General features: G+C 69.0%; 25 protein-coding genes and 2 pseudogenes. 11 read left to right on the top strand and 16 right to left on the bottom strand.

What is annotated here, in order from left to right; genetic code table 11:
• Both GPY60_RS26735 and GPY60_RS23520 read left to right on the top strand, forming a co-directional pair.
• Positions 1 to 1,136: pseudogene (locus tag GPY60_RS26735) on the top strand (PE-PGRS family protein); the annotation flags it as partial.
• Positions 1,137 to 1,163: 27 nt separating this feature from the next.
• A complete protein-coding gene (locus GPY60_RS23520; RefSeq protein WP_156690104.1) occupies positions 1,164 to 2,447 on the top strand; it encodes a competence/damage-inducible protein A in 1,284 nt (427 codons plus the stop codon).
• A 29-nt stretch (positions 2,448 to 2,476) separates the two neighbouring features.
• On the opposite strand, the gene GPY60_RS23515 is transcribed toward GPY60_RS23520, so the two are convergent.
• Complete coding sequence (locus tag GPY60_RS23515; RefSeq protein WP_255457258.1) at positions 2,477 to 3,814, bottom strand: sialate:H+ symport family MFS transporter; 1,338 nt, start codon at positions 3,812 to 3,814, stop codon at positions 2,477 to 2,479.
• On the opposite strand from GPY60_RS23515, the gene GPY60_RS23510 reads away from it, so the two are divergent.
• Positions 3,804 to 4,871, top strand: a complete 1,068-nt coding sequence (locus GPY60_RS23510; protein WP_156690102.1) for an amidohydrolase family protein — start codon at positions 3,804 to 3,806, stop codon at positions 4,869 to 4,871. The two genes, GPY60_RS23515 and GPY60_RS23510, sit on opposite strands and share 11 nt — an antisense overlap.
• Before the next feature lie 44 nt (positions 4,872 to 4,915).
• Positions 4,916 to 5,314 (top strand): phage holin family protein, encoded by a 399-nt coding sequence (locus GPY60_RS23505; protein ID WP_156690101.1) that lies wholly within the window; start codon positions 4,916 to 4,918, stop codon positions 5,312 to 5,314.
• Positions 5,315 to 5,320: 6 nt separating this feature from the next.
• Here GPY60_RS23505 and GPY60_RS23500 read toward each other — a convergent pair whose 3' ends face one another.
• The 3 genes from GPY60_RS23500 to GPY60_RS23490 are packed head-to-tail and all read right to left on the bottom strand — an operon-like array spanning position 5,321 to position 7,560.
• Positions 5,321 to 6,103 carry an enoyl-CoA hydratase/isomerase family protein gene (locus GPY60_RS23500; protein ID WP_156690100.1) on the bottom strand — a complete coding sequence of 261 codons (783 nt, stop codon included), beginning with the start codon at positions 6,101 to 6,103 and terminating at the stop codon, positions 5,321 to 5,323.
• Positions 6,100 to 7,053, bottom strand: coding sequence for an FAD-dependent oxidoreductase (locus tag GPY60_RS23495; protein WP_156690099.1), 954 nt, complete (start codon positions 7,051 to 7,053; stop codon positions 6,100 to 6,102). The genes GPY60_RS23500 and GPY60_RS23495 overlap by 4 nt, the downstream gene beginning before the upstream one ends.
• A gap of 15 nt (positions 7,054 to 7,068) precedes the next feature.
• Positions 7,069 to 7,560 carry a hypothetical protein gene (locus tag GPY60_RS23490; RefSeq protein WP_156690098.1) on the bottom strand — a complete coding sequence of 164 codons (492 nt, stop codon included), beginning with the start codon at positions 7,558 to 7,560 and terminating at the stop codon, positions 7,069 to 7,071.
• A 91-nt stretch (positions 7,561 to 7,651) separates the two neighbouring features.
• Between GPY60_RS23490 and GPY60_RS23485 the strand changes: the two genes are divergently transcribed.
• Entirely contained in the window at positions 7,652 to 7,963 is a 312-nt protein-coding gene (locus GPY60_RS23485; protein ID WP_156690097.1) for a hypothetical protein, read from the top strand.
• A gap of 97 nt (positions 7,964 to 8,060) precedes the next feature.
• Here GPY60_RS23485 and GPY60_RS23480 read toward each other — a convergent pair whose 3' ends face one another.
• The 5 genes from GPY60_RS23480 to GPY60_RS23460 form a co-directional block, all read right to left on the bottom strand.
• The gene (locus tag GPY60_RS23480) at positions 8,061 to 8,555 is read right to left on the bottom strand and encodes an SRPBCC family protein (RefSeq protein WP_156690096.1); all 495 of its coding nucleotides are present in this window, start codon (positions 8,553 to 8,555) and stop codon (positions 8,061 to 8,063) included.
• A complete protein-coding gene (locus GPY60_RS23475; protein ID WP_156690095.1) occupies positions 8,555 to 9,184 on the bottom strand; it encodes a nitroreductase family protein in 630 nt (209 codons plus the stop codon). The genes GPY60_RS23480 and GPY60_RS23475 overlap by 1 nt, the downstream gene beginning before the upstream one ends.
• Before the next feature lie 9 nt (positions 9,185 to 9,193).
• Positions 9,194 to 9,676 (bottom strand): carboxymuconolactone decarboxylase family protein, encoded by a 483-nt coding sequence (locus tag GPY60_RS23470; RefSeq protein ID WP_156690094.1) that lies wholly within the window; start codon positions 9,674 to 9,676, stop codon positions 9,194 to 9,196.
• Between the two features lie 91 nt (positions 9,677 to 9,767).
• On the bottom strand, positions 9,768 to 10,727 hold the full coding sequence (locus GPY60_RS23465) for an NAD(P)H-dependent flavin oxidoreductase (protein ID WP_156690093.1): 960 nt from the start codon (positions 10,725 to 10,727) through the stop codon (positions 9,768 to 9,770).
• The gene (locus tag GPY60_RS23460; protein ID WP_156690092.1) at positions 10,724 to 11,116 is read right to left on the bottom strand and encodes a tautomerase family protein; all 393 of its coding nucleotides are present in this window, start codon (positions 11,114 to 11,116) and stop codon (positions 10,724 to 10,726) included. The genes GPY60_RS23465 and GPY60_RS23460 overlap by 4 nt, the downstream gene beginning before the upstream one ends.
• A 111-nt stretch (positions 11,117 to 11,227) precedes the next feature.
• Here GPY60_RS23460 and GPY60_RS23455 point away from each other — a divergent pair, with 111 nt between their 5' ends.
• Positions 11,228 to 12,097 carry a LysR family transcriptional regulator gene (locus tag GPY60_RS23455; RefSeq protein ID WP_197283802.1) on the top strand — a complete coding sequence of 290 codons (870 nt, stop codon included), beginning with the start codon at positions 11,228 to 11,230 and terminating at the stop codon, positions 12,095 to 12,097.
• A gap of 49 nt (positions 12,098 to 12,146) precedes the next feature.
• Here the strand turns inward: GPY60_RS23455 and GPY60_RS23450 are convergent, their stop codons facing one another.
• Positions 12,147 to 12,950, bottom strand: coding sequence for an alpha/beta fold hydrolase (locus GPY60_RS23450; protein WP_156690091.1), 804 nt, complete (start codon positions 12,948 to 12,950; stop codon positions 12,147 to 12,149).
• A gap of 84 nt (positions 12,951 to 13,034) precedes the next feature.
• Here GPY60_RS23450 and GPY60_RS23445 point away from each other — a divergent pair, with 84 nt between their 5' ends.
• Entirely contained in the window at positions 13,035 to 13,370 is a 336-nt protein-coding gene (locus tag GPY60_RS23445; protein ID WP_156690090.1) for a DUF962 domain-containing protein, read from the top strand.
• Complete coding sequence (locus GPY60_RS23440; protein ID WP_156690089.1) at positions 13,367 to 13,915, top strand: TetR/AcrR family transcriptional regulator; 549 nt, start codon at positions 13,367 to 13,369, stop codon at positions 13,913 to 13,915. Before GPY60_RS23445 ends, GPY60_RS23440 begins: the two co-directional genes overlap by 4 nt.
• Here the strand turns inward: GPY60_RS23440 and GPY60_RS23435 are convergent.
• Positions 13,912 to 14,511, bottom strand: coding sequence for a TetR/AcrR family transcriptional regulator (locus GPY60_RS23435; RefSeq protein WP_156690105.1), 600 nt, complete (start codon positions 14,509 to 14,511; stop codon positions 13,912 to 13,914). The genes GPY60_RS23440 and GPY60_RS23435 overlap by 4 nt on opposite strands.
• A 65-nt stretch (positions 14,512 to 14,576) precedes the next feature.
• On the opposite strand from GPY60_RS23435, the gene GPY60_RS23430 reads away from it, so the two are divergent.
• The gene (locus GPY60_RS23430; RefSeq protein WP_156690088.1) at positions 14,577 to 16,139 is read left to right on the top strand and encodes a phytoene desaturase family protein; all 1,563 of its coding nucleotides are present in this window, start codon (positions 14,577 to 14,579) and stop codon (positions 16,137 to 16,139) included.
• Positions 16,140 to 16,143: 4 nt separating this feature from the next.
• Here the strand turns inward: GPY60_RS23430 and GPY60_RS23425 are convergent, their stop codons facing one another.
• From GPY60_RS23425 to GPY60_RS23415, 3 genes are read right to left on the bottom strand one after another with little or no spacing between them, the layout of a single operon-like run.
• Complete coding sequence (locus tag GPY60_RS23425) at positions 16,144 to 16,734, bottom strand: YbhB/YbcL family Raf kinase inhibitor-like protein (RefSeq protein WP_156690087.1); 591 nt, start codon at positions 16,732 to 16,734, stop codon at positions 16,144 to 16,146.
• 57 nt (positions 16,735 to 16,791) lie between these two features.
• Entirely contained in the window at positions 16,792 to 17,235 is a 444-nt protein-coding gene (locus GPY60_RS23420; protein WP_156690086.1) for an SRPBCC family protein, read from the bottom strand.
• A gap of 51 nt (positions 17,236 to 17,286) precedes the next feature.
• On the bottom strand, positions 17,287 to 18,291 hold the full coding sequence (locus GPY60_RS23415) for a zinc-binding dehydrogenase (protein WP_156690085.1): 1,005 nt from the start codon (positions 18,289 to 18,291) through the stop codon (positions 17,287 to 17,289).
• A gap of 44 nt (positions 18,292 to 18,335) precedes the next feature.
• Between GPY60_RS23415 and GPY60_RS23410 the strand changes: the two genes are divergently transcribed.
• Entirely contained in the window at positions 18,336 to 19,085 is a 750-nt protein-coding gene (locus GPY60_RS23410) for an MBL fold metallo-hydrolase (protein ID WP_156690084.1), read from the top strand.
• On the opposite strand, the gene GPY60_RS23405 is transcribed toward GPY60_RS23410, so the two are convergent.
• Positions 19,023 to 19,397, bottom strand: a complete 375-nt coding sequence (locus tag GPY60_RS23405; RefSeq protein WP_156690083.1) for a hypothetical protein — start codon at positions 19,395 to 19,397, stop codon at positions 19,023 to 19,025. The two genes, GPY60_RS23410 and GPY60_RS23405, sit on opposite strands and share 63 nt — an antisense overlap.
• A gap of 144 nt (positions 19,398 to 19,541) precedes the next feature.
• On the opposite strand from GPY60_RS23405, the gene aceA reads away from it, so the two are divergent.
• Positions 19,542 to 21,830, top strand: coding sequence for an isocitrate lyase ICL2 (aceA, locus tag GPY60_RS23400; RefSeq protein ID WP_156690082.1), 2,289 nt, complete (start codon positions 19,542 to 19,544; stop codon positions 21,828 to 21,830).
• A 34-nt stretch (positions 21,831 to 21,864) separates the two neighbouring features.
• Here the strand turns inward: aceA and GPY60_RS23395 are convergent.
• Positions 21,865 to 23,207: pseudogene (locus tag GPY60_RS23395) on the bottom strand (PPE family protein); the annotation flags it as partial.

Genomic DNA, 23,207 nt, shown 5'->3' with positions numbered 1-23,207 from the left:
GCGCCAATGGTGTCGCCGGCGCCACCGGCACCGCCACCACCCCCAGCGGAGCCGGGGGTTCGGGCGGCCACGGCGGCGACCCAGCCAGCGGCGCCACTGGGGGCAGCGGTGACGACGCCTATATCGCCAGCAGCTCCTCAACGCATAACGCTGTCGGCGGCACCGGCGGCAAAGGCGGCGATGCCACCGACCCGGGTAACCTGACCACCGACCACGGCGGCACGGGCGGCATCGGCGGGACCGGCGGTAGTGCGCGCAACGACGGTGCTGGAGACGCCCTCGGTGGCGCCCCCGGCGCCGGGGGCGTGGGCGTTAACGGCGGCTCTGGCGGCCAAGGCGGTGACGCGCAAAGCTTCGGAACCGGCAACGCCATCGGCCACGACGGCGCCAATGGTGTCGCCGGCGCCAACGGCACCGCCACCACCCCCAGCGGAGCCGGTGGTTCGGGCGGCCACGGCGGCGACGCGCGCATCTTCAACACCACCTCGTCGGGTACCGCGACCGCCGGCAACGGAGGAGCCGGCGCCAACGGTGGCGTGGGCGGCGGAACGAGCGGAGACGGCGGCTCGGGAAGTTCCGGTGGCTACGCGTACACCGCCGGAACCGGAAACGTCGTCGCGGCCAACGGCGGCCACGGCGGCAGCAGCGGCGACCCCACCAGCGGCGGCATTGGGGGCAGCGGTGGCGACGGCGGTGGCGTGGAGATCAATAACGCTGCCAACACGCACAGCATCACCGGCGGCAGGGGCGGAGACGGCGGCGCGGCGTACAACGACCTCGTCGTCATCGGCGGAATCGGCGGCGGCGGCGGTAGCGCGACCATCGACGCGCACGGCGCCACGGGCAACGCCACCGGCGGCGACGGCGGTCACGGCGGTACTGCCGTCATCTTCGCCGGGGGCGGCGGGTCCGGCGGGTCCGCATTCAATTACGGGAACGGCCTCGCCACCGGCGGCACGGGCGCCAACGGCGGCGACGGCGGCTTCAAGGGTGGCGGCGGCGGCAACGGCGGCGACGCCTCCGCCTTCGTCTACCCGGCGAACGCCATTGCGGGGGCGGCGGGCCTCGCCGGGGCGGGTAGTGGACCGCCGCCGCCGACCAACGGCCAGCCCGGCACCACGCATCAGCTGCCATAACGACATCTCGAGCACCCCAGTAGGCTCGTGCCGGTGAGCGCACGCGCGGGCATCGTCGTCACCGGAACCGAGGTCCTCACCGGGCGCGTGCAGGACGCGAATGGCCCCTGGATCGCCGACCGGCTGCTGGAGTTGGGTGTCGAGCTGGCCCACATCACCATCTGCGGCGACCGCCCGCAAGACATCGAGGCGCAGCTGCGCTTCCTCGCGGACGAGGGCGTCGACCTGATCGTCACCAGCGGCGGCCTCGGGCCCACCGCCGACGATATGACCGTCGAGGTGGTCGCCCGCTTCGCCGGGCGCGAGCTGATCCTCGACGCCGAAACCGAGGAGAAGATCGCCAACATCCTCAAGCGGCTGATGGCGCGCAATCCCGCGTTCGACCCGGGCAATTTCGACTCCATCCGGGCGGCCAACCGCAAGCAGGCGATGATCCCCGACGGCGCTGAGGTGCTCGACCCGGTGGGCACCGCGCCCGGCGTCGTTGTTCCCGGCAAGCCGGCGGTCATCGTGCTCCCCGGTCCGCCGCGCGAACTCCAGCCCATGTGGCAGAGGGCAATTCAGACGCAGGCCGCTCTGCAGGCCATCGCCGGCCGAACGACATACGAGCAGAAGACCATTCGCATGTTCGGGCTGCCGGAGTCCGGTCTGGCCGAATCGCTGCGCGACGCCGAGAAGTCGGTCCCCGGCTTCGACCGCCTTGAGATCACCACCTGCCTGCGGCGCGGCGAGATCGAGATGGTGACGCGCTACGAGCCCGACGCGGCCGACGCCTACGCCGAGTTGACCCAATTGATGCGCGACAAGCACGGCCAGCAGATTTTCTCCGAGGACGGCTCGCGCATCGACGATCTCGTCGCACAACTGCTGGCCGGGCGACGGATCGCGACGGCCGAATCCTGCACGGCGGGACTGCTGGCGGCGCGGCTCACCGACCGGGCCGGCTCCTCCGATTACGTGATGGGCGGCGTGGTGTCGTACTCCAACGAGGCGAAGGCGGACGTCCTCGGCGTCGACGCCGCACTCATCGAGCAGCACGGCGCCGTGTCCGAGCCGGTCGCCGAGGCGATGGCACGGGGCGCTTTGAGCCGCTTTGGGGCCGACACCGCCGTCGCGATCACCGGGATCGCCGGCCCGGGAGGCGGAACGCCCGAAAAGCCGGTCGGGACAGTGTGTTTCAGCATCATGCTCGCCGACGGCAGGACAGACACCCGAACGCTGCGCCTGCCCGGCAACCGGTCGGACGTCCGAGAGCGCTCGACGACCGTGGCGATGCATCTGCTGCGGCGCGCACTGAGCGAACGCGATTGACGCTGCGCCGGAGTAAGCTTGGCCCCCCCCTATTTGGCTTGCGATGGCAGGAACGAGGATTCGGCGCTACCGAAGTGAATCCCCGTGGCGTCCTTACCGATCAGAGTCAGAAACGCGACAGCGATCAACACCGGCACGATCGTCGCCGCCAGCGCGAAGGGATAGCCGTGCGTCTCGGCCAGGTGCTCCTGAATCGGCAAATTGAAGGCGGCCAACAGGTTGCCCAACTGGTACGTCACGCCCGGATACAGGCCGCGGATGGCATCCGGCGACATCTCGGTCAAATGGGCAGGGATCACGCCCCACGCCCCTTGAACGCACACCTGCATCAGAAACGAACCCAGGCACAGCATCGCCGCGCTGTGCGAATACGCGAACATCGGCACAATCGGTAGTCCCAGCAGCGCGCAGAAGATGATGGTGTGGCGGCGGCCGAACCGCTGCGACAGGCTCCCGAAAACCAAGCCACCGATGATGGCTCCGATGTTGTAAACGATCACGATCCACTTGACGGTCACGCTATTGAGTCCGGCCCCGTGGTTTGTGGTCGACGTCAGGAACGTCGGGTAGACGTCCTGGGTGCCGTGGCTCATCCAGTTGAAGGCGGTCATCAGCAGGATCAGGTAGACAAAGCGGCGGATGATCGCCGGGTCGCGGAGCACATCGCGAATCCTGGTGCTGGTCAACTTCATTCGATCCTGGGCGGCCTCCCACACCTCGGACTCCTCGACGCGGTAGCGGATGATCAGGCTGACGAGCGCAGGGATGATGCTCAGCCCGAAAAGCCAGCGCCACGACAGACCCAGCCAGTTCATCACCACCAAAGACGCAACGCTGGCGAGCAGATAGCCGAATGCGTAGCCCTCCTGCAGCAGCCCGGAAAAGAATCCCCGCCGCTCGACCGGCACCTTCTCCATGGCGAGCGCGGCGCCCAGCCCCCATTCGCCACCCATGCCGATGCCGTACAGCAGTCGCAGGATGAGCAGGACGGTGAAGTTCGGCGCGAAGGCGCACAGGAACCCGACGACCGAGTAGAAGATAACGTCCACCATCAGCGGCAGTCGCCGGCCGACGCGGTCGGCCCACAGCCCGAATATCAAGGCGCCGACCGGGCGCATGAAGAGGGTGGCGGTCGTGACGAACGCGACCTCCGCCTTGCTGATATGGAACGTCTTCGCGATGTCTGCGTAGACCAGCACCACGATGAAGTAATCGAACGCATCCATCGTCCAGCCCAGCAACGCGGCGACGAATGAGTTCCGCTGGTCGGCGGTCAACTTGTTCCGGGGACGTTGAGTGGTCACGTCAGCATCGTGCAGTACCGGACGCCGCGACGCGAGAGTAAGTTCCGGAAATATGCGGATCATCGACGCCGATGGACACGTTGCCGAAAACGCCTCGTTGGTGGTCGAAGCGATCAAGCGGTGGCCCGACCACGTCCAACCCAGCACCGACGGGCGGCTGAGGTTGAGGTTCGAGGGCCGCAACTACCCGGAGGATGAAGGTCCGGGAGCCGGCTGCCCGCCCGAGCACGGGATCAGCAAGGCACCCGACATCAACTGCCGGACGCCCGAGGGGGTACTGGGCGACGCCGACCGCGACCATATCGACACGATGGTGCTCTACCCGAGCATGGGGTTGTGCACGCCGACGCTCGAAGACCCCGAGTTCGCAGCGGGGTTCGCGCGGCTCTACAACGAGTGGATCGCCGATTACTGCGCCTCGTCCGGTGGTCGGCTCCGAGGCGTGGCCGTTACCCCGATCGAGCATGGCCAGGCGGCGATCGACGTCATGACCGAGGCCAAGGAACTCGGCCTGGTGGCGACGCTCGTCCCGCCGGCGCTGAAGACCCGCAACCTCGACCACCCTGACCTCGACCCCTTCTACGCCGCCGCGGTCGACCTCGGCATGCCGCTGGGAGTCCACGGCGCCCCCGGCATCCACCTGCCCAAGATCGGCGTGGACCGCTTCACCAACTACATCCAGGTGCACTGCATCAGCTTTCCGTTCGACCAGATGACGGCGATGACCGCGCTGGTGACCGGGGGCGTGTTCGAGCGGCACCCGCAGTTGCGTGTCGCCTTCCTCGAGGCGGGCGCCGGGTGGGTCCCGTTCTTCATCGACCGCCTGCACGAGCACTACGAGAAGCGGGGGGACTGGGTGGAGCGCGGGTGGCGACGCGACCCGCACGAGTACCTGGCCGCGGGCAACATCTGGGTGACGTGCGAACCCGAGGAGCCGATCCTGCCGGGGGTGATCGACGTGCTCGGCGCCGACTTCATCATGTTCGCCAGCGACTACCCGCATTGGGACGGCGAGTGGCCCGAGAGCACCAAGCACCTGCGCACCCGCGACGACATCAGCGAGGACGCCCGCGCGAAGATCGGCGGCCTCAACGCGCAGCGCTTTTACAACCTGAACTGAGCGACCCTCACGTTCTCGCGGACCGAATGGCAGGATCTGTCGGCATGGGCCCTTTCCTGCTTCGAGCCGCGCTGACCGGCTTCGCGCTGTGGCTGGTCACGCTCTTCGTCCACGGGATCAGCTTCGTCGGCGGTGACACCAAGCTCGAGAGGGCCGGCATCATCTTCGTCGTCGCGGTCATCTTCGGCCTGGTGAACGCGTTCATCAAGCCGGTCGTGCAGTTCCTGTCGATTCCGCTCTACATTCTCACCCTCGGGCTGTTCCACGTCGTCGTCAACGCGCTGATGCTGTGGATCACCGCCCGGATCACGGCCCACACCACGCACTGGGGCCTGGCGATCGACCACTTCTGGTGGACGGCGATCTGGGCCGCGATCGCGCTGTCGATCGTGAGCTGGGTGCTGTCGCTGATCATCCGCGACGTCAGCCGCCGCCGCGCCTAACCGAAGTCAGCGGCCCCGCCATCGGGGCGGCCGCTTCTCGGCGAACGCGCGGGGCCCCTCCTCGGCGTCCTCGGTTTCGAAAATGCGGTCGCTGTGCCGGGTTTCGTTGTCGTATGCCGACTCCAGGTCGAGCGCCAAACCTTCGACAGCCGACTGCTTCGTCGCGAACACCGCCAGCGGCGCGTTGGCCGCGATCCGCTCGGCGTAGTCGTACGCCACGTCCATCAGCCGGTCCCTCGGCACCATTTGGTTGATCAGGCCCATGGCCAGCGCCCGCTCGGCGTCCACCATGTCCGCGGTCAGTAAGAACTCCATCGCCAGCGGGTAGGGCATCTGGCGCGGGAGCCGCACGGTGCTTCCACCGCCGGCGAACAGGCCGCGCTTGGGTTCCATCACCGCGAATCGCGCCTCGGGCACGGCGACCCGGATATCGGTGTTCGTGAGCATCTCGAATCCGCCCGCGACACACGTGCCGTTCACTGCGGCGACAATCGGCTTGTACACCGGAAACCGGTGCAGGACGGCGTGAATGGCGTCGATCTTGTTCCACCCGCGCGGCTGGGGCAGCTCGCCGGTGAGTTCCGGGATGAACTTCTTGAGGTCCGCGCCGGTGCAGAAGTCTTGTCCGACACCGGTGATGACCGCGACCCAGGCGCCGTCGTCGTCGCCGACGGCCGCCCAGGCCTGTGCGAGGTCGCGGAAGTGTTCCATGTCGAGCGAGTTGCGGGTCTCGGGACGGTTGATCGTGACGGTCGCGATGTGCCGACGGACCGCGTAGTCGATGCTCACGTCCGGAGTCCGTCGACCAGGCCTAGGACATCCCGGGCGCAGCCCCACGACAACGTGACGCCGTTGCCGCCGTGACCGTAGTTATGCACGCAGGCAACACTTCCGAGCGGCTCCGCCGCCACGCGGACCGACGGGCGATAGGGCCGCAGGCCCGTCATCGTCTCGATGACCCGCGCCTCGCCGAGCCGCGGCTCGACCTCGCGGGCCCGCCGCAGGATGCGCTCGCTGACGTCGTCGTCGGCGCGCGTGTCCCAGCGGTTTTCAATCCGAATCCCCCCGCACACCACGCGCTGCGGATGCGGGAAGTAGCAGACCCATTCGTCGCCTTGATGCATCTCCACGTAGAGCTGCGTCAGACCGGGGTTGGTCAGCACGACGTGCTGGCCGAACATCGGCCGCACGGTGTCGTCACCGGCCAGTGCCCCCGCGCCGAGCCCGGCGCAATTGACCACGATCGGCGCAGCGTCCGCGGCCTCGTCGAGGGACCCCACGCGCCGCGACTCGATGCCCACACCGACGGCCGCCGCGCGCCGCATCAGGTAGTCGAGGTAGTGGGGCATGTCGATCATCGGCAGGGTCGCGTGAAAGGCGGCTTCGGCTCCGTCCACGGGGTCGGCCGGGCGCAGGTCGGGGATGATGTCCACCGCGGCCGAATACGCGTCGGCCTCAAGGATTTCCCCAACAACCAGCGCCGGTGCCATCCGCACGCCGGTCGCGGGGTCGCGGGAGAGTTCACGAAAGACCTGCAGGGAGTGCTCGCTCCAGGCCAGGGTCTGCGCCGAGCCCGGGCGCGGGGGAGCCCAGACCGCGCCCGCGACGGCGGAGGTGGTTTGCCGCGGCGTCGCCGCGGCCCACACCCGCACTTGCCAGCCGGCCTCGGCCAGGAGCACGGCCGACGTCAGACCGCTGACGCCGGCGCCCACCACGACGACCTGTTGTTCAGCGGGCACGACGAGCGATTCCGGTCAGTGCTGGCCGTTCTGGCCGCCGAGCAGCCCGTTGAGGATCCCCAGCGTGCCCTGCACATTGCCCGGCGGGGTGCTCGGGGGCAGCGCGGCGTCGGGGGTCAGCTGCCAGGGCTGACAGCCCGTGGTCTTGAACGACTTGTCCGTCGCCTCGATCTGCACCACCTGCGGCTTCTTGCTCAGGGAATTGTCGATGGTTTCGCCGTCCGGGTTGCCCGACCGCTTCCAGTAGCACGTTCCGTTGCCCACGGGCCCCGCCGTGGAGTAGATGCCGGGCGCAATGTCCGAGCCGACCGCGTAGGTGCCGTCATGGTCCATCGTGGTCTTGGAAGCCGACGCTGCCGGCGCGGGAGACGCCGCCGGAGCGGGGGAAGGACTGGGGCCCGGTGCGGGGTCGGGGTCGGCCCCCGCAATCGCCGCCGACGCGCCCCAACCCGCCACCACCAGGCCGGCGGCGACCGTGCGTGCCACGAGTGTTGCCTTCGACCACATAAGCCACCAGCGTACCGGGACGCGAACGCCTCGATGCTGTTCTGGTTCAACCCGCCGTTTCTGCCGGTGACGGACGGGTTATCCCACCCGCATGCTGTGGATTGCTCTGGTCCTCGTCCTGCTGTGCATCGCGTTGCTTGTGGTCGGGTTGGTGGCATACGCGAACGGTGCCGGAGTCGCGCCGCATCACCGCACGGAGGAAGACCCCACCGGGATCAGGCGAGCCGGCTCCCGGGTGGCGTGGTCCGACGTCTTTCGCCGCATGCCGAGCAGCCTCAACACCTTCGTCGACAAGGAAGCCAGTCGCGAAGACCGTTTGACGGCGCTCGGGTCGCTGGCCGTGCTCGGGGCGGTGCTGGCCGGATGCGCGGCCGTCCTGGCTCTGATCGCCGCAATGGTCTGAGTCGGCGAGGTCGTCGGCGCGAGCGTGCGTGTTTGCACGCCGACACGCCGCGATCCGCGTGCATCTGCGCACGCTCGCGGCCAAAGAGGGCCCGGGGCTAATCCAGCCGGCGCACCTTGCCGGCGTAGCCGAGCGCGTGCTCGTACGTCTTGAGGTTGTCGCGCGAGATCCTCGCGTGCACCCGGCGCTCGAGGAAGAAGCGCAGCACCGGGTTGTAGGCATGATAGGTCTCGTGGAAGGTGAGCACGGTCGTGCCGTCGGGCTGCTCCTCGAGCTCGTGGTAGCCCTCGGCGCGCGACCACAGCGGCGCACCGACTGCCACGTACCGCGACAGCTTGTTGATCTTGGCCTCGACGACCGTCTCCCACGACCGCGCCTTGCCCCGCGTCAGCAGGTACTTGGGCACTTCGTACAGGCAGGTGCGCACCAGCCCCTCGCCGGCTTCGTCGCCCTCGTTGAGGATCTCCATGCTGCCGCCGGGCCAGGTCAGGACCCGGGGCCGCGGCGCGTTGGGCGGCACCGGCGGATGCAGCACCCGCCACACGCGCCGGGGTGGCGCGTCGACGTGGAACCGCACGGTGTAGGACTGCATCAGCACCCTCCCCACCTGTCCCAGTAGGTGACGGTTTCCGCGGGTGGCCGCACGGCCGGTCGGAAGTCGGTGCCGATCGTGTAGGCCACCGGGAACAGCGCGGCCTGCGTGGCGGTCTCGGGGATGCCGAGCAGCTCGGCCACCTCGCGTTCCTTCGCCAAATGCATTGTGGTCCAGACGGATCCCAGCCCGCGCGAGCGCAGTGCGAGCAGGAAGCTCCACCCGGCGGGAATGATCGACGCCCACGCCGACGCGGCCGTCAGCAGGTCGGAGTTGTCGATGCGGGCCGTCAGGCAGGGGATCACATGCACCGGTACCTGGCCGAGGGTGTCCGTCAGGGCCAGGGCGCCGTCGTAGACGCGCCGGGTCTGCGGATCGGATTCGCTGTGCGCGAGCTGCGCCAGATACTGGGCCCCGATGCTGCGGTAGATGTCGGCGATCGCGTCGCGCTTGTCGGCATCGGTGATCACGAGCCAGCGCCAATTCTGCGCGTTGCTGGCCGTCGGGGCCTGCATCGCCAGCCGGATGCACTCCAGGATCACGTCACGACCGACCGGCCGGGTCAGGTCGAGGCGTTTGCGCACCGCGCGGGTGGTGGTCAGCAACTCGTCGACCGAGGCCCTATCCATCGGCGTGCGTCACAGGTCGATCGCGCACGACTGGTCGACTCCCAGCACCGACAGCGAGCGTCCCAGCCCGAGAAAGACGGCGACGCACAGCGTCAGGTCCAGAATTTCCTCGTCGGAAAACGACGCGCGCAGCCGTTCGAAGAAGGCGTCGTCCATCGATGCGTGGTCGGTCGCGAAGCGCTCGGCGTACTCGATCGCCAACCGCTGGCGGGGTGTGTAGCCGGGGTAGCTGGCGTATGCGGCGACGTTGTCGTAGAGCTCCGGGGCGACCCCGGCGTCGAGAACCGATCGGGCGCGGAACCCCGAACAGGCGGTGCAGTCGTTGATTTCGGCGATGCGCATCCTGGCCAGCTCCCGCTCCTCGGCGGGCAGGATGCTCTGCTCGTATGCGCCGCGGATCATCCGCTCGACCATGCCGCCGAGTTGCGGCCGGAGGGTCCAGATCATCGCGGCCTCGCCGCCGGGACCGTCCGGTACCTCGAGTCGGGCCATCTGTGAACTCCTGCCCCGGGAACGCCGTTACCGGTTTGAGGAAACCAGATACTCGCCGCCGCTGTCTAGGTGGCCGGCCGGTCGATGCAGCTCAGGGGTCGGTTCGAAGAATGGCCGCGGCCTGCCGGGCCATGTCGGCGACGATGTCGGCGGCGGGACGGACGTCGCGGACGCGTCCGATTCCCTCGCCGACGAGTATGGCGGCGGCATCGAAATCTTCTGCGGCGACGGCTTTCTGGTAGTCGGCGACGACCTGCGGCAACGACGCGAGCAGCCCGGTGTCGTTGCCGTGCCAGGTGTCCAGGAACGGGTTGCCCAGCGCCCGCTCGTTGTATTCGGCCGGCCAATCCTGTTGGCGGACAACGTCGTACACCCGGGTGCGGAACGTGTCGTCTCCGCCGGCCCGGATGGCCCGCTCGTGCGCCCGGGGCGACACCAGGGCCTCCGCCGCCGCCCAGAACCTGGTGCCCACGACGGCGCCGTCGGCGCCGAGCGCCAGCGCGGCCGCCAGCCCGCGGCCGTCGGCCACGCCACCGGCGGCGAGCACCAGCGTGTCCGGCGAGCGTTCGGCGACGAGGTCGACGACGTCGGGCACCAGGGTGAACGTCGACCGGACGTTCATTCCGTGCCCACCCGCCTCGCCGCCCTGCGCCACGATGACGTCCGCGCCGGCATCCACGGCGAGCGCGGCGTGGCCCAGGGTCTGCACCTGAGCGATCAGGGGAACGCCGGCCGCCCGAATTTGCGCCGCGAACGGCGTCAGGTCGCCGAACGACAGCATGACCGCGGCCGGCCGGCGGGCCAGCGCCTGGTCCAGCAGGTCGGGCTGACGGGCGAGGCTCCAGCTGATGAAGCCGATCCCGACCTTCGACCCGTCCGCGTGCTCCAGTTCCCGGCCGAGCCATTCGGCGTCGCCGTAACCACCGCCGATCAGACCCAGGCCGCCCGCCGAGGTCACCGCCGCCGCCAGCCGGCCGCCGGAGACCCCGGCCATCGGCGCGAGCACGATCGGGTGCTGGACGCCGAACCGCTCGGTCAATCGGGTCCTCATGTGAGCTCCCCGGTGAGGAACTGCGCGCGGCCGTGGCCGAAAGACCAGTCGTCGTCGCCGTTTTCGGAGACCGCGACGATGAGGTCGGCGGGGTCGAGCCCGCAGCGGTCGGCGAGGTTGGCCGCCAGCAGTTTGAAGAACTGTTCCTTCATGTCGCGGGCGCGCCGCCGGCTCACCACGTGGATGACGACGAGCTCGGGCGATCGCTCGATGCCGAGACCGGTGTCCAGGGCGACGATCTCGTGGGCGGGGTGGGTGCGCACGACCTGATACCGATCGCGCGGCGGTACCCCGAACGCCTCCACCACGGCGTCGTGAACCGCGTCCAGGAGCACCTGGACCTGCGCCGGCGTCCGGCCCTCGATGAGGTCGATGTATAGAAGGGGCATCTTTCCTCGTTCCTCCGCGTTCCTGCGCTTGGTTGCTTGCCTACCGACGACGCTAGGCCCGCGCCGAGGCGCTGTGAAATGCCTGCCTTGATGCATCTATGCTTGCCAGGCATGGGCGAGCTGGCCACCGGCCGGGTGGAATTGCGGCACCTGCGCGCTTTCGAGGCGGTGGCCCGGCTGCAGTCGTTCACCCGTGCCGCCGAGGAACTCCGCATCACTCAGCCCGCGCTGACCCGCACCGTTCAGCAACTCGAGGACGCGCTCGGAACCACGCTGCTCGACCGCAGTTCGCGCCACGTCGAGGTGACCGCCGCCGGGCGCGCCTTCCTCGACCACGTCGAGCGGGTACTCGCCGAACTGGACCGCGGCTTCGACGCCGTTCGCCGGCGATCGAGCCTCCGCTTGGGATTCAGCTGGCTCTTGCCCGACCCGTGGGCGCAGGACACCGTCGCCCGGTTCGAGAACGCCACCGGCAGCACGGTGAGCCTGGTCCGCACGGATGATGTGCTCGGCGCCGTGCAGCAAAGCAAGGTCGACGTCGCGGTGCTGCGGGGGAGCGTGTCGTCCACCGCCGTGCGGGTGGTGCACCTCTTCGACGAGTCACGCGTGGCGGTCTGCTCGGTCCATTGCACGCTGGCCGACGAGGCGGAGCTGGACTGGGCGGAGATCCCGCGATGGCCGCTGGTGGTCAACACCGCGAGCGGCACCACCGGACCGTGGTCGTGGCCCGCGGGGGAGGGACCGAAGACGATCGTGGAGACGTCGAATTTCGACGAGTGGATCGAGTCGGTGGCCGCGGACCGTGGCGTCGGCGTGATCCCCGACGTCGCCGTCCGGCGCAACATCCATCCCGGCGTGCGTTTCATCGCGCTGCGCGGAGCCCCCAAAAGTCCAGTCTCGCTTGCTTTTTTGCCGCGGCCTCGCAACGCGGCGCTGCGCCGCTTCGTCGAGGCGGCGGTGTCGAGCGCACACGGAATGTGAAAACCCCCTGCACTACAGATACATTCAGCGACACTGACGCCGGTGGCGCTCACCGCCGCAGATGAACCGACTGCAAGAACGGTTCGGCGGCAGCCAGAAAGCCGGCCGGATCCGACGAGAACACCACGTGCCCGGTGTCGAGTATCTCGAGCCGGGAACCGGGAATTGCCTCGTGGGTGGCGCGCCCGGCACTGAGCGGGATCGCGATGTCGTTCTTGCCCCACACGATGAGCGTGGGCGCGGTCAGCTCGGCGGCGCGCTCGCGCAGGTCGTGGCCGGGTCCGGCAAAGCTCCGCCACAGGGCGGTGCCCGTGCGGATGCCGTCGGGTGTCCTGGCCTTGGCGATCGCGCGTTCGGCGATCGCGCGATCGCTGTCCGTCTTGGCCTTCATGTATCCGCGGACCAGCAGGGGAGCCGCGCGGCGGAACATCGCGGGGGTGCCGAGCACCCGGCAGAGTCCACGCGACAGGGCATTCCACGGCACGAAGCCACCCGAATTGACCAGCACCAGCCCGGCCACGCTGTCCGGACGGGTGATCGCCAGCCGCGCGGCGGCAAACCCGCCCACCGAGTTGCCGATCAGCATGACGCGCGAAAGGCCGAGCCCGTCGACGACGTCTTCGAGGACGTCGGCGAACAGCGGCGCGCTCGCCTCCAGGGTGGCATCGACCGGGTCGGAGTCTCCGTGCCCGGGCCAATCGACCGCGATCGTGCGGTAGTGACGGGCCAGCGCCTCGACGACGGGGTCGAAGTCGTGCCGGTCGTGCAGCGTCGCGTGCAAGAGCAGAATTGTTGGGCCGCTGCCCGATTCGTTGACGGCGACGCGGCCCGCCCGGGTGGGAATGGTTATCATCGCAACTCCTCTCGCGGTTGACCGACTGGTCGGTCATCCCTTACCGTACAACTCGAGAACCGCCGCCACAAGGAGAGGATCGAGATGCCGCAAGCGCCGCCGCCCGAAGCGCCGTTCGCCGACAAGATGGCGTATTACCGCACGCAACACACGTCGACCGGGGTGCGGGTGGCGCACCTCGTAGGGACCCCGATCATCGCGGCGGGACTGCCGTTGCTGTTCGCGAAACCGCGGATCGGCGGCCCGATGTTCGTCAGCGGATGGACCCTGCAGATCCTGGGCCATCGGTTGTTCGAGAAGAACCTGCCGTCCACCCACAAGGGCTGGATCACCTATCAGCTCACGGGGGTGATCCACGTCTGCGAGCAGTACGGCGAGATGCTGGCCCGCCGCAGCCAACGGAAGGCCGGCCGGCGGTGAGGCCGCGGGAGCCCGGACGCAACGCGCTGCTCGACGCCGGTGAACGCCTGCTCGGCGCAGCCGATCTCGCTCGGGTGTCGGTCAACGCGATCGTCGCCGAAGCGGGCATGGCCAAGGGCAGCTTCTACCAGCACTGGCCGAGCCGGGAGCACTACGTCCGGGCCCTGCACGACCGCTTCCACGATCAGCTCGGCGAGGCCATCTCCGGTGCGATGGCCGGCCGCCCGCCCGGTCGCGAGCGGCTCGAGGCGGGCATGAATGCCTACCTCGACGGTTGCCTCGCCCAGCCGGCGACCAAGGCATTGCTGGTGCAGTCGCGCACCGAGGCCGGGCTGAGCGATCTCGTCGCCGCGCGCAACGAGAGTTCGGCCACGCTGGTGGTGCCCGACCTCGTTGCGCTCGGATGGGCGCCCCCGGAGCCGATCGCGACTCTGCTCGTCGCGGCGGTCGCCGAGATCGCCCTGATCGAACTCGCCGCCGGCAAGCGCGACCGAAAGCTCCGCGAGGGGCTTCTGCGGCTCGCCACCCGCACGGCCACCGCTTAGGCGAGCGGCGCCAGTCCGGACCGGACCAGATTCAGGCTCGCGGCGACGCGCTCGCCGAGGTCGCCGACGCAGCCGTCGCGGCCCCAGTCCTCCACCGCGACGACGAGCGCGGCGGCCAGCGCCGAGCCCGCGACCTCGGCCAGGAGTTCGACATTCGGCGTGTCCGCGTTGCGCTGCCGGACGAAGTCGGTGAGCACCCGCGCGAACGACGACTGCACCACCCGGAGGTGGCCCGCGATGCGGTCAGCGCTGATCAACTCGGCGCGCGCGGTCGCGGCCTGCCGCACCACCTCCAGGTCGTGGGGGAAGGCGGCGACGCTGGCCTGCACCGCGTCGAACAGCGACTCCCCGGCCGGGCGCCGCGCGAGCGCGTCGGCGAGCCACTCCAGTTGCGTCTCGTAGTCCGAGAACAGCACTGCCTCCTTGGTGGGGAAGTGGCGGAAGAAGGTGCGTTCGGTGACGCCGGCCTCGCGGGCCAACTCGGTGACCGTCGCATTGGCGAATCCCTTGCGCGCGAAACACTTCAGCGCCGCCTGGCGCAGGGCCTCGTGCGTCGACCGGCGGCGCTGCTCGTGGCGGTTGGTCGGGCTGGTCACGAACGGCATCTTCCCATTGTGTCAGTACTGACATATTCTGGGCCGCGTCTGACAGGAGGCGAGCGATGACGGATTACGACGCGATCGTGGTGGGAGCCGGGCACAACGGGCTGACGGCGGCGGTCATCCTGCAGCGGGCGGGCCTGCGCACCGTGTGCCTGGAGGCCAACACCTACGCCGGGGGCATGGCCGCGACCGTCGAACTGATCGACGGCTTCCGCTACGAGATCGCCGGTTCGGTGCAGTTCCCCACGGCAAGCGCCATCACCCGCGAACTCGAACTCGACACGCTGCCGACGGTCGACCCGGAGGTCATGTCGACCAACATCGGCGAGTCCGGCGAGGAGCCGATGATCTTCTACCGCGACCCGATGCGGCTCATGACGCACCTGGGTGAGCGACACGGCGTCGAGGCCGTCACTGGCATGGCCGAACTCATCGCATGGAGCCAGGGACCCGCCCGCGCGCTCGGCCGCTTCGACGTCCGCAAGCCGCCCAAGACGCTCGACGAGATGTACGCCTGCGCAACCAATGAGGCCGAACGGAGGGCGATCCACGAGATGCTGTTCGGCTCGGCGATGGACCCGATCGACCGCTTTCTGCCGGACAAGGAGAAGCACGCGGTGATGCGCGGGATGCTCGCGTTCCTGGCCGTCAACTCGACCTACCGCGGCCCGTACACCCCGGGCAGCGCGACGTGCCTGGCGTTCGCCCTCGCCGTGCCCGACGACGGCACGGCGATGATGACCAAGCTCGTGGGCGGAATCGGCGCGCTCACCGAGCACCTGCGCGGACTCTTCGTCTCCCTCGGCGGCGAGCTGCGATACCGGGCGAAGGTCGAGCAGATCCTGGTGGACCGGGCGGCGGTGACCGGCGTGCGGCTGCGCGACGGGTCCACGGTGAGCGCGCCCATCGTGGTGTCCAACCTAGCGCCGGACGTCACGCTCAACGACTTCATCGCCCCGGAACACGTTCCCGCGCAACTGCTCTCGCGGCTGTCCGGCCGCGACCACCGGGCGTCGTTCGTACAAATGCACTTCGCGCTCGACGGGCTGCCGGAATTCGCCCCGCCCTACGAGTTTCTCAACGAGGCCGGCATGCAGCAGTCGGTGGGCATCTTCGGCTCGCCGGAAGAGCAGCAACGCCAATGGGAGAACTGCCGGCGGGGCCTCGTGCCCGACAATCCCTCGATGGGCTTGCAGATCCCGTCCGTGCACGACCCGACGCTCGCCCCGCCCGGCAAGCATGCCGCGAGCGCGTACGCCTACGCGTTCCCCGTGGAGGTGAGCCGCGACCGGCACGGACATCTCAAAAACGAGATGGCGCAACGAGTCATCGACAAGATCACCCGGTTCGCGCCGAACTTCTCAGACATCGTGATCCGCCACATCACGTTCGCCCCGTACCACATGAACACGATGTTCGGGGCACCCGGCGGCGACTTCTGCCACGGGTTGCTGCACCCGGACCTGATGGGCCCGAACCGCCCCGGCCCCAAGGGATTTCTCGACCTGCCGATCGGAGTCGACGGCCTCTACCTCGGCGGAGCGGGCTGCCATGGCGGCCCTGGCATCACCTTCACCCCGGGCTACAACGCCGCATATCAGGCCCTCGACGACAGGGCGTGAGGGCTCAGCCCCCGAATGTCCCCGTGTACTGGGCCTGCGCCCCCGTCGCCCGGGTGATCGCCTGCACCGCTTGCGGACCGGCGAGTCCCGGGGGCAGCTGGAACGTGGCGGGCAGCTGGTAGAGGGTGAACCGGTAGTGATGGACCCCGGTGCCGGCGGGCGGGCAGGGTCCGCTGTAGCCGGTCCAGCCCGCCGAATTGGGCAGGCTGCTGCCGCCCGCCGGGGTCTGACCGTCCGCGGTGCTGCCCGGGCCCGGGGGAATGCCGACCACGATCCAGTGAATGTAGGGGCCGCGCGCGGCGTCCGGGTCGTCGACGACGAGCGCTCCGCCCAGGGGCGCCGACCAGGTCAACGGCGGCGCGATGTCGGCGCCCTTGCACGTGTACTGCGCGGGGATCGGGGCCCCGTCGGGAAATGCCGGGCTACCGATGGTCAGCGGCCCGTCGGCGGGCGCCTGCGCGACGGTCCGGCCGACCGTCGTCACCTGTGGTGTCTGCGGCGCCGTCGTGCGACCTCCGCCGTGGCCGCCACAGCCGGCCGCCGCCAGTGCCACCGCCGCGAGGGCGGAGACGGTGCGCAGAAGTGCCGATTCCATATCAGCTCGACTCCATATCAGCCAGTGTGGCCGACCGCGGTGCGAGAGAAAAGGGCGCTAGCCCGCCTTTTTCATTTCGAGCACCCGCTTGCGCAAACCCTTTGTGGCCGTGTCCATCAGGCTCTTGGCCCCCCTTCTGACCAGGAACCCCGGCACCGGCATCAGCAGGTCGACGGTGAGGTCGAAACGAACCCGGGTGGAGTCGCCGTCGGGGGTCAGCGTGTACCGGCCGTCCTGGGTGCGTTGCTGGGTGGCGCTGTCGAGGGTCCAGCTCACCCCGTCGTCGTGCACGGTGTAGGAGAGCACCTGCTCCTCGGTGAAGCCGACCAGCTTGACGATCTGCCGGGACTTGGTCGGGTGGCCCTCGTCGTCGCGCTCGAGGATCTCGACCTTTTGGTGCACCGAGGACCAGTCCGGCAGCGACTCCATGTCGAACAGCACGTCCATCACCTCGGCGGGCGTCGCCTCGATGGTGATCTCGCGGGACTCTTTGACAGCCATGACCGCAAACATATCCTCCGACGGGTCGGCCCAAACGGGCCGCGCCACGACCTAGGGGACGAGCACGACCTTGCCGACGTTCTCGCGCGCGGCCAGGATCCGGTGCGCCTCGGGCGCGTCGGCGAACGGGACGGCCGCGTGCACGATCGGGGAGATCGTCCCGTCGCGCAGCGCGTCGGTCAGCGGGGCGATCCAGGGCCCGAGCGTGCCGCGGTCGTCCCACAACCGCAGCATGTTGAGGCCGATGACGGCCTTCGAATCCGAGAGCTGGTCGATCAGGTTGAACCCGCGCAGCATCGCCAGGGCGTGCGGCGCCGCCGCCCGCAGTGAACGCTTCTCGCCGTGCTGCAGATTCGAAATGCCGTACGCCACAAGCCTTCCGCCCGGGCGCAGCAGGGCGTAGGAGCGTCGCAGCGACGTGCCGCCGAGCGCGTCGAGCACGATGTCGTAGGCGCCGAGACCCTCCCACCAGCGGTCGCGCCGGTAGTCGATCGCCCGGTCGACGCCCAACTCGGCCAGCCGTTGATGCTTGCCCGGTGAGGCGGTGCCGTGCACCTCCGCCCCGGCGGCCTTGGCGAACTGGACGGCCGCCGTCCCGACCCCACCCGCCGCCGCGTGCACCAGCACCCGTTCGCCGGCACGCAGCGACCCGTAGCCGTGCAGCGCCGCCCACGCGGTCGCGTAGTTGACCGGGACGGCGGCGCCCTCCTCGAAGCTCATCGCGTCCGGCAGCGTCACCGCGTCGGCGGCCGCGACGTTGACGGTCTCGGCATAGCCGCCGAACCGGGTGCCGGCCAGCACCCGCTCACCGACGCGCCCGGCGTCGACGCCCTGGCCCACCGCCGCGATGGTCCCGGCCACCTCATAGCCGACCACGGCCGGAAGTTTCGGGGCGTCCGGGTAGAGCCCGACCCGGGCGAGGTGATCGGCGAAGTTGACCCCCGCCGCGCGGACGGTGACCCGCAGCTGGCCGGGACCCGGGGGCGGCGGGTCGGGTCGCTCCTGCACCTGCAGGACCGACGGTCCGCCGTGTTTGGTGATGACGACTGCGCGCACCGGGTGATGGTCGCACACCGCCGCGCGGAGACTAACTTTCTCGTGTGTCCCTGACCTGGGAGCGGCTGGCCGCCGGCGTGCACCGCTGCCGGCTGGCCTTCTGCGACGTCAGCGTGGGCCTCGTGTGCGGTCGTTCCGGGGCACTGCTGGTCGACACCGGGACGACGCTGGCCGAAGCCGAAGCCATCCGCGCCGACGCCGAGAGGCTCGCGGGAGGCCCGGTCACGCACGTGGTGCTGACGCACAAGCACTTCGACCATGTGCTGGGCTCCTCGGCATTCGCCGGGGCCGAGGTCTATTGCGCGCCCGAGGTGTCCGACTACCTCAGCAGCGCCACCGGGGCGGTCCGCGCCGACGCGCTACGCCACGGCGCGGACGCCGCCGAGATCGACCGCGCGATAGCGGCCCTGCGGGGCCCGCGGCACGGTGTCCGTGAAGCCGTCATCGATCTCGGCGGTCCCGTCGCGACCATCTCCCACCCGGGCCGCGGCCACACCGCGTCGGACCTGATCGTGGTGGTCACCGGCGCGGACGATGGCCGGGTCGTGGTGTTCACCGGCGACCTCGTCGAGGAGTCGGCCGATCCGGCGATCGACGGCGACTCCGACGTGGCGGCTTGGCCGGCGACACTGGACCGGGTGCTGGCGTCCGGCGGTCCTGACGCCGTCTACGTCCCGGGCCACGGGAGGGCCGTCGACGCCGATTTCGTTCGGCGCCAACGCGATTGGCTGCTAGCGGCGGCCCGCGCTGCAGGCGGCGATGAGGGCGTCGGGGTCGGTGACGCTGACCCATAGCTCGCGAACGGACACCGACACCCCGCAGCACTTCGCCCGAACGGCTGGGTCGATGGTCAACGCCACCAGGCCCCGGCCCGACCCGTTGACCAGCCAGCGTCCGCGCGAGTGGTGCACCCCGCGGGACAGCGGGCGGGCGTCGGTCGGCTGGGCGTCGACAATCGAGGCCAACGGGATGTGGGCCTCGAACGCCCAGCCCATCTTGACGTGCAGCGTCTGATCCTCGACCCGCACCTCGCTGCGCTCCGGGCCCAGCCCGAGAGGCACCGCCAGCGGCAGATACCAACGCTCGAAGCGCACTTTTGTCTGCACGGCCGTGACCTTACTCTGGCCGGGGGTTTTGAGAACGACATCGCATCGATCCTGCCTCGGGACCATTGACCCTGATGGAGGCATTGTCTGCGGGGATAGACTCGCGAACAGCGGAAATCGTGCTGAATAGGAGCGGACAAGCCCATGGCCATCATCGACAAGGACACCGAGGTCCGAACATCGTTCGAGGACGACCTCGCGGCCACGCAGCGGTACTTCGACAGCCCGCGCTTCGAGGGCATCACCCGCCTGTACACGGCACGCCAGGTGGTGGAGCAGCGCGGCACCATCCCCACCGACTACACGGTGGCGCGCGACGCCGCGGCCGCGTTCTACGAGCGGCTGCGCGAGCTGTTCGCCACGAAGAAGAGCATCACCACCTTCGGGCCGTACTCGCCGGGCCAGGCCGTCAGCATGAAGCGGATGGGCATCGAGGGCATCTACCTCGGCGGGTGGGCAACCTCGGCGAAGGGCTCGACCACCGAGGACCCGGGCCCGGACCTCGCCAGCTACCCGCTCAGCCAGGTGCCCGACGACGCCGCCGTGCTGGTGCGCGCCCTGCTCACCGCCGACCGCAACCAGCACTTCCAGCGGCTGCACATGAGTGAGCAGCAGCGCGCCACGACGCCGGCCTACGACTTTCGGCCGTTCATCATCGCCGACGCCGACACCGGCCACGGCGGTGACCCGCACGTGCGCAACCTCGTTCGCCGCTTCGTCGAGGTGGGTGTCCCCGGATACCACATCGAGGACCAGCGGCCGGGCACCAAGAAGTGTGGCCACCAGGGCGGCAAGGTCCTGGTTCCGTCGGACGAACAGATCAAGCGCCTCAATGCCGCCCGCTTCCAGCTCGACGTCATGCGGGTGCCCGGCATCATCGTCGCGCGCACCGACGCCGAGGCCGCGAACCTCATCGACAGCCGCGCCGACGAGCGCGACCAGCCGTTCCTGCTGGGCGCCACGAACCTCAACATCCCGTCGTACAAGGCGTGTTTCCTGGCGCTCGTCCGGCGCTTCTACGAGCTGGGGGTCAAGGACCTCAACGGTCACCTGCTCTACGCGATGGCGGACTCCGAGTACGCCGGGGCCACCGCCTGGCTCGAGCGCCAAGGCATCTTGGGCGTGGTCTCCGAGGCCGTCAACCACTGGCGGGAGGATCCCAACCAGTCGATCGACGACCTCTTCGACCAGGTGGAGTCGCGGTTCGTGGCGGCCTGGGAGGACGACGCCGGCCTGATGACGTACGGCGAGGCCGTCGCCGAGGTGCTGGCCTTCGGTGAGAGCGAGGACGAGCCGGCCGCGATGAGCCCCGACGAGTGGCGGAAGTTTGCCGCGACGGCGTCGCTCTACGTGGCCCGGGAGAAGGCGAAGGAGTTGGGCGTCAATCCCGGCTGGGACTGCGAGCTGGCCAAGACGCCGGAGGGCTACTACCAGATCCGCGGCGGCATTCCCTACGCGATCGCCAAGTCGCTCGCCGCGGCGCCCTTCGCCGACATCCTCTGGATGGAGACCAAGACCGCGGACCTGGCCGACGCCCGGCAGTTCGCCGAGGCGATCCACGCCAAGTTCCCCGAGCAGATGCTGGCCTACAACCTGTCGCCGTCGTTCAACTGGGACACCACCGGGATGACCGACGAGGAGATGAAGCGGTTCCCCGAGGAGCTCGGCAAGATGGGCTTCGTCTTCAACTTCATCACCTACGGCGGCCACCAGATCGACGGCGTGGCGGCCGAGGAGTTCGCCACCTCCCTGCGCCAGGACGGCATGCTGGCGCTGGCCCGCCTGCAGCGCAAGATGCGCCTGGTCGAATCCCCTTACCGCACACCGCAAACGCTGGTGGGCGGCCCGCGCAGCGATGCCGCGCTGGCAGCGTCCTCGGGACGGACGGCCACCACCAAGGCCATGGGCAAGGGATCGACGCAGCACCAGCACCTGGTGCAGACCGAGGTGCCGAAGAAGCTGCTCGAGGAGTGGCTGACGCTGTGGAGCGAGCACTACCACCTCGGCGAGAAGCTGCGTGTGTCGTTGCGGCCCCGCCGGGCCGGCTCGGACGTGCTGGTGCTCGGGATCCACGGCAACGATGACGAGCAGCTGGCCAACGTGGTCTTCGACCCCATCAAGGACCGCCACGGCCGCAGCATCCTCACCGTGCGCGACCAGAACACATTCTCCGAGAAGCTGCGCCAGAAGCGGCTGATGACGTTGATCCACCTGTGGCTCGTGAACCGTTTCAAGGCCGACGCGGTGTACTACGTCACGCCCACCGAGGACAACCTGTACCAGACCGCGAAGATGAAGTCGCACGGCATCTTCAGCGAGGTCAACCAGGAGGTGGGCGAGATCATCGTCGCCGAGGTCAACCGTCCGCGCATCGAGGATCTGCTGAAGCCCGACCGCGTGGCGCTGCGCAAGCTGATCACCAAGGAGGACTGACGCTTAGGCGCCCCTCTGCGTGTCCGGCCACCGATCAGTCGCGGAAGAAGAGCCCGGCCAGTTCGTAGCCGATGTTCTGGGCGCCCGAGACGACGCTCGTCACGGCGAACGGCAGCGTCCCAACGTTGAGCAGACCCGAGACACCGCCGCCTAGGTTGCTGAAGCCCGAGATGAGGCCGCCGTAGTTCTGGTAGCCGGACCCGCCGGTCAGTCCGCCGAGCGGGTTGGTGTTGGACCACCCCGACAGGCCGGAACCGTTGTTGCCGAAGCCGGAACTGCCGCCGGCGCCCGTGTTGAAGAAGCCCGACGACGGCGCGGTGCTCGAGTTGAGAATGCCGGGGCCGCCCGGGATCTCGACGACCGCGACGGTGGTGCTCGGCATGTGAATGCTGCCGATGGTGAACGGCGCCGTAGTGAAGCTGCTCAACCCGATGGGCGGCACGGTGAACGGCGCGATGGTGATGGGCGCCGTGGTGATGTCGGGCAGGTTGAACGCTCCGACGCCGATCGGGTTGATGGTCAACGGCGGCGTGGTGAACGCCGGCGTCGTGATATCCGGCAAGCTGAACGCACCAACCCCAATCTGCCCGACCGTCAACGCCGGCGTGGAAAACGCCGGCGTCGTGATATCCGGCAAGCTGAACGCACCAACCCCAATCTGCCCGACCGTCAACGCCGGCGTGGAAAACGCCGGCGTCGTGATATCCGGCAAGCTGAACGCGCCAACCCCAATCTGCCCGACCGTCAACGCCGGCGTAGAAAACGCCGGAGTCGTGATATCCGGCAAGCTGAACGCACCAACCCCAATCTGCCCGACCGTCAACGCCGGCGTGGAAAACGCCGGAGTCGTGATATCCGGCAGCGTGAAGGGGCTGACGCTGATGGGAGGAATGCCGATGCCGGGAATCGTGAAGTTGGGGAGGTTGAAACCCGACACCGACGCGCTGCCGATGGTGAAGCCGCTGATGCCAATGGGTCCGAGGGTCAAGTCCCCGGTTTCCAGGAATGCGTCGGGCATGCCGTAGAAGTTGCCGATCGCCGGATATTGATTTGCGTTTCCTGTCTGCAAGACAGCGATGTTGTTGGGGAGGAACAGGCGGAACGGTAAGTGGAATCCGGGGATTGTCAGTTTCGGCCCGACTATGTCGGGCGTCGTTATCGTGGGCGTGCCGAACGAGCCGGTCGATATGCTGTTCACGAAGATCGGCTGTGTAGTAAGACCGGGAAGGTTGAATCCGCCGACCGCGGTGCCCGCCGGAATCGTGAACGACGGAACCGACACCGACGGAATACTCAACTGCGGCAGACTGAACGCACCCACCGCCGTCCCCGCCGGAATCGTGAACGACGGAACCGACACCGACGGAATACTCAACT

The sequence above is a fragment of the Mycobacterium sp. Marseille-P9652 genome, from assembly GCF_902652685.1.
GTDB lineage: Bacteria > Actinomycetota > Actinomycetes > Mycobacteriales > Mycobacteriaceae > Mycobacterium.
Note: the sequence above shows the minus strand (reverse complement) of the source record. Positions and strands in the feature narration are given on the sequence as shown.